This is a genomic window from Enterococcus sp. LJL98, from assembly GCF_054871745.1.
Genome location: NZ_JBTXLU010000007.1, coordinates 126,748 through 134,648 on the forward strand (window position 1 = coordinate 126,748; position 7,901 = coordinate 134,648).

General features: G+C 39.4%; 5 protein-coding genes. 4 read left to right on the forward strand and 1 reads right to left on the reverse strand.

The window, feature by feature from the left end; all coding sequences use genetic code 11:
• Positions 1 to 115: 115 nt before the first annotated feature.
• The 4 genes from ACYSNO_RS07405 (at position 116) to ACYSNO_RS07420 (ending at position 6,687) form a co-directional block, all read left to right on the forward strand.
• The gene (locus ACYSNO_RS07405; RefSeq protein WP_461730432.1) at positions 116 to 2,038 is read left to right on the forward strand and encodes a BglG family transcription antiterminator; all 1,923 of its coding nucleotides are present in this window, start codon (positions 116 to 118) and stop codon (positions 2,036 to 2,038) included.
• A gap of 57 nt (positions 2,039 to 2,095) precedes the next feature.
• Positions 2,096 to 2,818 (forward strand): alpha/beta fold hydrolase, encoded by a 723-nt coding sequence (locus tag ACYSNO_RS07410; protein ID WP_461730433.1) that lies wholly within the window; start codon positions 2,096 to 2,098, stop codon positions 2,816 to 2,818.
• 11 nt (positions 2,819 to 2,829) lie between these two features.
• Complete coding sequence (gene mprF / locus ACYSNO_RS07415; RefSeq protein ID WP_461730434.1) at positions 2,830 to 5,397, forward strand: bifunctional lysylphosphatidylglycerol flippase/synthetase MprF; 2,568 nt, start codon at positions 2,830 to 2,832, stop codon at positions 5,395 to 5,397.
• Positions 5,398 to 5,898: 501 nt separating this feature from the next.
• A complete protein-coding gene (locus ACYSNO_RS07420; protein WP_461730435.1) occupies positions 5,899 to 6,687 on the forward strand; it encodes a formate/nitrite transporter family protein in 789 nt (262 codons plus the stop codon).
• 28 nt (positions 6,688 to 6,715) lie between these two features.
• On the opposite strand, the gene ACYSNO_RS07425 is transcribed toward ACYSNO_RS07420, so the two are convergent.
• A complete protein-coding gene (locus ACYSNO_RS07425; RefSeq protein WP_461730436.1) occupies positions 6,716 to 7,255 on the reverse strand; it encodes a DUF924 family protein in 540 nt (179 codons plus the stop codon).
• Between the last annotated feature and the right edge of the window lie 646 nt (positions 7,256 to 7,901).

Below are 7,901 nucleotides of genomic sequence, written 5' to 3' on the forward strand. Positions count from 1 at the left end.
ATGCAAGGACCATCTTATTGAAACGAGGTGGTTAAGGGACAAACCAATCTGCTTTTTAAGTGAAAAATGGTAAGATGGAAGTAAACTGAAAAAGCAATGTGAAGGAGGGAGTCCATTGAATCATCGCCAACAAGAGCTACTTTTATACTTATTAAAACAAACCAGTTATCAAACCACTAAAATACTGGCAAAAGAGTTTTCAGTTTCTGAACGAACAGTCCAATCGGATCTCAATCGCATAGAAGAATACTTAGCCAAGCATCTGGGAAATGTCCAGCTAGAGCGAAAGAAAGGCACGGGCGTGAAAATCGCGGCCCCCATGCAAGAAAAGCAACAACTGGCGATGAAAGTGTCACAGCAGTTTCATAGTCAAGTATTTGAAGAGGAAAAGCGTTTGGAACTATTAGTTTTTCATTTACTCATGGCTAAAGAAGCGCAATCATTAGAAGAACTCGCAGAAAAACTGTTTGTCAGTCGCAATGAAATCAAAAAAAACTTGGAAGAAGCACATTCCTTTTTTTCTTATCATGGTTTGACGCTCATCTCCAAACCTCGAATTGGGACACTTGTTGAAGGTTCGGAACGAAAGAAAAGGGAATTACTAGCTCAAAATTTAAAAATCATTCAAAAAAGTGATCCACAGACAATGATGTTAAAAGATTTTTTCTCCAAAGATATTTTGGCACACATTCAACGAATTTTACGTGAGGTTTTGTTAAAAGAAAAAATTGATTACCACAAAGAACTTTCGAGTATCGATATCCACCTTTATTTTATGTTGGAGCGAATGTGGCAATCAGAAACGGTGCTTCTCAGTCCAGAAGAACATGAATTTGTGGAAAATACCTTAGCACAAAGACTGAGTAGTCAGTTGTTGGCAAAACTAGCCGATGTATATCCCGTTGTTTTTTCTCCGAATGAGATTGATTATTTGGCATTACGTTTAACCAGTGTGTTACCAAAAGAAGAAGACCAGCAACCGTCAATGCAAACAGAGGCATTAACGACGCATTTGATTCATCGGGTGTCACAGTTAATGACAATGGACTTAAATCAAGATGAAACATTAAAGCAAAATTTAATGGCCCATCTTTCATCCACTTATTTTCGAGTAAATCATGGGTTTTCTATTTCGAATCCTTTAACAAAAGAAATCTTGCGGACGTATACGCATTTGTTTTTAGTTATTCAAATGGTTTTAGAAGAATTTTTGACAGGTGACGCGCTTTATATCCCTCAAGAAGAAATTGCCTATTTAACTGTCCATTTTCAAGCAGCCTTTGAGCGAAAAAAACAACAGCGGCAACCAAAACATTTCGAAGCTGTTTTAGTGAGTCAATACACGCGTTCAATGGCCACTTTTTTAGAGGCTCGTTTAAATCGAGAAATTCCAGAATTGACAATCCAACAGGTCATTGAATATCAGGAAGGGGCAGAAGAAAACATTCATGCCGTTGATTTTATCTTAAGTACGTTGCCGCTTGATGGGGCGCAGGTACCCGTTGTCTTAATTTCGCCGATGATTACGGCGGATGACTTGGCAAATATTTTAAAATATATGGTCAACCACCAACCTCGAAAAACAAAAAAAACTTTCGATCTCGCTCGTTTTACGAGTCCGTTTTTGGTTTATCCACAAATGAATTGTGTGAATGTGCAAGAATTATTTGCGCATCTTACGCATGAATTGATTGAAAATGCGTACGTTCACCCAGATTTTTTAACCTCCTTAATCGAGCGTGAGAGTCGTTCAAGTACGCGAGTAGCGCCTTTTATTGCTTTGCCACATGGCAATCCGCTACTCGTTCGTTCTTCAACCATTTCGATTGCCACCTTGCGAGAACCGATGGACTGGCATGGTGAGAAGGTGCAACTGGTCTTGCTATTGGCAGTTCGCCATGAGGAATTAAAAGATCCGCAATTTAAAAAACTCTTTGCTTTAATTCAATACTTAGAAGGGAGTCCGGAAATCTTACGACAAGTATTTGCAGAGGAAAATCCACTAAAACTCATTCATCGATTATCTGAATACGAATAAAAATAAGAAAAGTTGAGGGATTCGGCGTATGATAGAAGAAAATGAAGTCAGTTAGGAGTGATTAAATTGCGTGCAAATCATTTAGAGATGCAAGATGGCACCTTACTTTATTATGAAAAAAGTGGGGCTGGGGATCCTTTGTTTTTATTACATGGTAATGGAGGCGATGGTCGTTATTTTTCCGAACAAGTGGCAGTTTTTGCTCAGAGATTTACGGTGTATGCAATCGATAGTCGCAACCATGGCCAATCAACGAATACGCAAGACTTTTTGGATTTTCCTTTAATGGCAGGAGACTTATCGGAGCTCATGCAAGCAGAAGAGTTGAAAAAGGTGAATCTTTTAGGATTCAGTGATGGTGCCAATTTGGCCCTTGTTTTCACTGTTTTATATCCTGAAAAAGTGCAAGCGCTCGTCTTAAATTCTGGCAATACCCAAGTCTCCGGTATCAAAGCCTGGGCGAATGTATTCAGCTTATGTCAAGTGCTTTTTTACCGTATGTTAGCGATCTTTCAAAAAAAATATCAAGTGAAGTTACGGGTCGCTCGCTTAATGACAGGAGCGATAGGGGTTTCTGAGCGTCAATTGCGACAAATCGTTTGCCCTGTGCTAGTAATCGTCGGTCGTCATGATGTCGTGAAATTACGGCATTCAAAATATTTGGCACGTCATATTCCTCGCGCATCTTTTCTACGAATGCCTAGTGGTAATCATTTCTACGCGAGGACGAATCCACAAAGCTTTAATCAAGCAGTGTTCGCCTTTTTTGACAAAAAATAGGAGGAGTAAATATGCAAAGAATAAATCAAGTCTTTCAAAAATATGTCAAAGTGTTTCAATTTATTTTTTTTACTTCTGTGGTCCTGATTGTTGTCCGTGAGTTTCTTTTATTGAATAAAAGTCTTTCGTATCGTAAGTTGTTCGAAGGATTGGCACAAATTGCTCCTTGGAAGGTCATTGTCTTATTTTTTGCGGGGGTGTTGGCCGTCTTGCCGATGGTTGGTTACGACTGGGTTTTAAATCAAACACTCAAACAAAAAAAGGAAAAGAAGTCTTTGTTTCAAACGAGTTGGATGATTAATACGGTGAATAATGTTGCAGGTTTTGGCGGATTGATTAGTATTGGTTTACGTTCGCAGTATTACGGAAAAAATCAAACATCGAAAACAATGGCACAATCATTATCCAAGGTACTTTTATTTATGATGTCAGGCTTATCCATTTACAGCTTGATCGGTCTTGGCTTCCTTTGGCTGACTGATGCATCGAATGCTGTTAGACACTACTGGCCTTGGTTATTGGGTGGAAGTCTCTACTTTCCTTTGGTGTTACTCCTCAATCTTTTTCTACATCAACGAACCGCTTTAAAAGTGAATCGAAAAGAACAAGCAGCGCTCCTTTTGACTTCTTTTCTAGAGTGGAGTGGCGCATTAGGAATGTTTCTTTTTGTCGGCTATATGCTGGGGATTTCTTATGAAGTGAAAATACTACTTCCTTTATTTGTTGCCTCCTCTGTCATTGGGATAATTTCGATGATTCCCGGTGCTTTTGGTAGTTTTGATTTAATCATGCTGTTAAGCTTAACGCCTCTCGGGCTATCAAAAGAAGTCGTAGCAAGTTGGCTCTTATTGTATCGTTTGTTCTATTATATTTTTCCATTTTTCATTACCCTTCCTTTATTTGCTTACACCACTGGTACACTACTGAACACGCGTTATGAAGGAGTTCCTAAGCGCTTGTGGTTAGAATTGTTACACAAACTCTCCTTTCTCGGCTACTATGTGTTTGGTCTTGTTCTTTTGCTCAATCCCGTTTTACCAGAACCTTTTCATTTTGGAGGAAATGTTTCATTTATTCCATCTGTACGATTGCTCCACTTTTTGCTCGGTTGGTTTTTCTTACTTGCTGGACGTGCCTTAGCTGCGAAAGTCAAATCAAGCTATTTACTAGCACTTGGTTTAAACGTCGTGACAATGTTGTATTTTTTGGTAATTGGTAACCAAGGAATCTTATTCTTTTTTCTCCTCTACCTGAGCCTTATCACTTTTAGTAGTCGAAAAGAACTTTTTCGTCTGCAATTTATCTATGCTTGGGAATGGTTGACGGTTGATATGATCCTGGTTTTTTCTACTTTCTTTTTGTACACGTATTTTAGCGTTGAAGCCATTGGGAAAAGGCATCCAGGTATACATCAAAAGAATTGGCACAAACTGTTTGCAATGACGGGGAAGAGTTGGTTCTTTCTATTTTCCTTTTTGTTATTTCTTACATTGTTGAGTTACTTATGGATTCGCTGTTTACAAGGAGAAAAAAGAAAGTTGGGTCAAGCTTTCGCGGCACCAATTGTAGAAGAAATCTTACAGAACAATGGTGGGAACCTTAATAGCTCGTTAGCTTTTCTGGGAGATAAGCGTTTGTTTATTTATAAAAAAGCGGAGAAAGCAACTGTTTTTTTTCAATTTGGTATCGAAAATAATAAATGTATTGTAATGGGGGATCCATCAGGAAACGTTGATGATTTTCCCGCAGCGGTTGCAGCCTTGATTGAAGAAGCGGACCGCCTTGGCTACACGGTTGTTTTTTATGAAGTGAGTGAATCGATGGTGTTTTTATTACATGAATACGGCTATGATTTCTTTAAAATGGGGGAAGAAGCGCAAGTCTTTCTCCCTACATTTACCTTGTCGGGAAAGAAAATGAAAGGCAATCGTGCCCTAGTCAATAAACTAACAAAAGAAGGCTTGGTTTTTGAAGTCGTTCAGCCACCTTTTTCCAAGGAGTTTTTACAAGAGCTAAAAGAAGTTTCTGATGCATGGCTAGGCTCTCGAAAAGAAAAGGGTTTTTCACTAGGTTTCTTTTCGGAAGATTACTTGCAACGTTCAGAGATTGCTATTGTGCGTAAACCAGATAAGACAATTGTCGCCTTTGCCAATATTATCCCTGCTTATGAGCAAGACGTGACAACAATTGACCTCATGCGCCATCATCCGGATAAGGCGCCTTCAGGTACGATGGATTATTTATTTATCCATTTATTTGAACGAAGTCGCGAACAAGGCCTAACTTTTTTTAGTTTAGGGATGGCTCCTTTAGCGAATGTCGGTGTGATGCGAAAAAGTTTCATCCAAGAACGCGTGGCTCATTTAGTGTATCAATTTGGTTCACGATTCTATTCTTTTCAAGGATTACGTAGGTATAAAGCGAAATATGCAAGCAGGTGGCAGCCGAGTTACTTGCTATATCATCGGGAAACTTGGATTTTATACGTGATGCTTGCGTTATTAAGCGTTGACGGAAGACGTTTGGATAAACAAAAAACTAAGGAAGTGCGCAAAAGCAAGCGGACTTTGCGACCCTGACGATCTTTGTAATCCCGTTGCGACGAAACATACAACAATAGATAGAAATAAATGCTTAAAGGGAAGAAAGCAATCTCAAGAGGTTACGAAAAATCGGCGCCTCTTTTTTGCTATCCAGTCTCGCGAATCAGGAAGCGTTTTGTAAACAGCTCTGAGGACTGTCGGGAGAAGTTCTTTGGAATCATTGATCAGGAAAAAACGGGGAAAGATCACTCAATTTCATTTTTGTGTTAGAGAATATTTGAGCATGATGTCGATAATAGAAATTTTATAAAAGTGAAATGGCGATGTGAAGAAAGCGTCGCTGCGCTCGTTTTTAATTGTTAAAATCCGAGTAAGTCATTGTTATCGTGTGTTCCTCCGTTTTTCCTTTTTTGTAAAATAAATAAAATTTTCCTTTCTTTATATAAAAAATGTGGTAATATAATAGTGAAAAATATAACAAATTAGATATAACAAAATGTTTGAACTTAGAGGAAAAAGAAAAGGAAGTGGAAAAAAATGTCACTATCACCACAAGAATTAGTTGATGAAGCAATCAAAAGAGGAAAGATGAAGGCTGAATATAGTGGGTTAACCATTGCGATGTTAGGCATAATGGCTGGCATCTTTATTGCCCTAGCAGGTGTTGCTATGATTCGTACAATGGGGACCATGCCCGGTGAATGGGGGACTTTAACCAATTTACTAGGAGCGCTCATGTTCCCATTTGGTTTAATTTGTTTGCTTTTATTAGGCGGCGAGCTAGTCACAGGGAATATGCTTGTCGTGACAATGGCCTTATATGCAAAGGTAATTACGCGAAAGAAATGGGTTCGTAATATGGTCTTAGTGACTTTTTTTAACTTTATTGGTGCCGTCGGTGTCGCCTTCTTATTTGGTTATTATTCAAAGACACTCGATGGAAGCTTTGCTGAACGAACCATTTTGGTTGCGCAAGGACGCGTAGCGGATGCACCACTACAGGCGTTTTTATCTGGGATTGCTTGCAATATTTTAGTTTGTGCAGGTGTTTATATGAATCTTGCTTCAAAAGATTTTATTGGGAAAATTGTAGGTACCTTTCTTCCTGTCGCTGGTTTTGTAATCGCTGGTTACCAACACGTTGTCGCCAATATGTTTTTAATTATGGCAGGGATTCTAGCTGGTGGCGTGACTTGGGGTGCTTTCTTTTCAAACTTATTTTTTGTCTGGTTTGGGAACCTAGTCGGCGGCGGTGTTCTTTTAGGTGGGATTTATTTTCTAGCATTTAAAGTCGGGATGGCAGAAAAAAAGGAAAGGACACCTTAAGGCACCTTTCCAAAAGAGAGCATCTCGATTAGTAGGAGGAGTGGGGCTGTTTTAGAAATGCTATTTCTTCCGGTGTCGAAACACGTCCGAGTGCTTGATTGCGATGAGGGTATCGATGAAACCTTTCTAAGATCGCCCGATGACCTTCTTCAAAAGTCAATTGCTTTTCTAATCCCGGTTCTTGAAACAAAAGCTGCGCTTCTTCGTGAATAACGAGCGATTCGCTATGCATAAACGGCAAGTATAAAAATCCTTTTTCTGTCGCAGATAGCTCCTTGAAGTCGGGTTGTTTCAGTGCTTCTTGAGCAAGGACGAGTGCGACAGCATCTGAAGCGAAGGCTTGCGCGGTCCCACGATAGATGTTACGTGAAAATTGATCTAGGACAATGATTTCAGCAAGCCTACCGTGAATGTTTTTTCGCCAATGAGCCAACTCTCCTCGAGCAGCTTGTGCCAAAACTTCTGAGAAGCGTTTCGTGAGTTCTTGATCAAAAGCGTCGCCTCCATTAAACCATTTATCGGGCGAAATTTCTTGAAACCAATAATGTAAAACGACTGTTGGATTCATTTGAAAAACTCCTTTTTCTTTTTAGTTTATCCTGAAAAAAAGAAAAAAACAAAGAAAGTGGATAAAAAGCTAGCCTTTTTAGAGTGAACTTGGTATAGTAGCTTCAACGTCTTATCTCTTACACAAAGAATGTGTCTTTGTCTTTAGTAAGCATGAAGTCCCTTGCCCAGAAAATCGATGGTGCTGCGAATCGATCAACACTTGATGACTGAATTACACGACATCGTATAAAATTAAATGTAGAACTTGAGGAAAGTAGTTGACTACTTTCGAATTAAGGTGGTACCACGAAAAGATTTCGTCCTTAGCTAATTTTAGCTAAGGACGTTTTTTGTTTGCCCAGCATGGGCAAACTCTAACGGGTTCAAGTCCCGAGTGCGTCCTAGTAGTGGAAAGCACCTAGCCAAATGCAAGGGTGTCCATGGTGACATGGAATCTGAAGGAAGCAAGAGGCAAACTTCCGGTCTGACGAACAGAAATCACATAGAAGGCAACAGTTGAGGATAAGGCTGCAAAAGAAGCTAAAGTCCAATAACTACCTGTAAGAATCAATTGGTGTAAATGTGGCAGATAGATGGAAGGGAAGAGTTTGCACCTTAACTGGGGAGGTCTCATTTCTCTAAATCAAACCCTTGTAGTGATACAA

What these genes read in the sequence shown, in the direction of transcription:
- ACYSNO_RS07420 (WP_461730435.1), top strand. Translation starts at nt 5,899, where the DNA reads ATGTCACTATCACCACAAGAATTAGTTGATGAAGCAATCAAAAGAGGA.
- ACYSNO_RS07425 (WP_461730436.1), bottom strand. Translation starts at nt 7,255, where the DNA reads ATGAATCCAACAGTCGTTTTACATTATTGGTTTCAAGAAATTTCGCCC.
- mprF (WP_461730434.1), top strand. Translation starts at nt 2,830, where the DNA reads ATGCAAAGAATAAATCAAGTCTTTCAAAAATATGTCAAAGTGTTTCAA.